Origin of the sequence: Morganella sp. EGD-HP17, assembly GCF_000512315.2 — a bacterium.
GTDB lineage: Bacteria > Pseudomonadota > Gammaproteobacteria > Enterobacterales > Enterobacteriaceae > Morganella > Morganella morganii.
In genome coordinates this window covers 1-625 of the sequence record NZ_AZRH01000073.1, presented here as the reverse complement: position 1 = coordinate 625, position 625 = coordinate 1, and the positions used below count along the sequence as shown (strand labels likewise).

Genomic DNA, 625 nt, shown 5'->3' with positions numbered 1-625 from the left:
CACCGTCACCGTCGTGGCCGTTAAGGCCGCCGACTCGCCGGCAACCCCGTTACCCTGTACATCCTTCAGCGTCACCGTCACCCGGATGTCATCGCCTGAAGCATACGTTACGCTATCAACCGCAATCGCTGACTTTAACTGAACCGGACTCCCTGACGTCACCGAATACGGTGATGATACCGAATCCGCGCCCCAGCCGGTTAACCGCAGTGCGGCAGTCAGCCCCGTGCCGGCCGTCTCTGCCACATACAGACGGGTGTAAGTCCCGTTGCCGTTATCCGCCCAGCCGCGCCCCGGCTCTGAAACAGCGTTATCAACACGGACAGCGGCGTCAGTCAGTAATGAAGACTGCCCTGTGACTGGATTACTGTTCGCGTCTTTTAATGTTACCGTTACTGCAATATCACTGCCTGCGGTATACGCGGCTTTGTCCGTGCTGATGGCCGAGGTGCTTTGTACCGGCGATGTCGCGGTCAGTGTCACCGCTGCCGCTCTGACCGGTAATGCCTGACCGTTAACCGTCACCAGGATAGCCGCCTCACCGGCTCTTGTTCCCGAAAGCACAGCGGAATAACTGCCGTCACCGTTACCGGAGGCGGCACTGATGACGGTATCCGGTAACGGT

The 625-nt window shown here is 59.2% G+C and carries 1 pseudogene; it reads right to left on the bottom strand.

Features of this window, described 5'->3' with window-relative positions:
* Positions 1-625: pseudogene (locus X965_RS18790) on the bottom strand (invasin domain 3-containing protein); the annotation flags it as partial.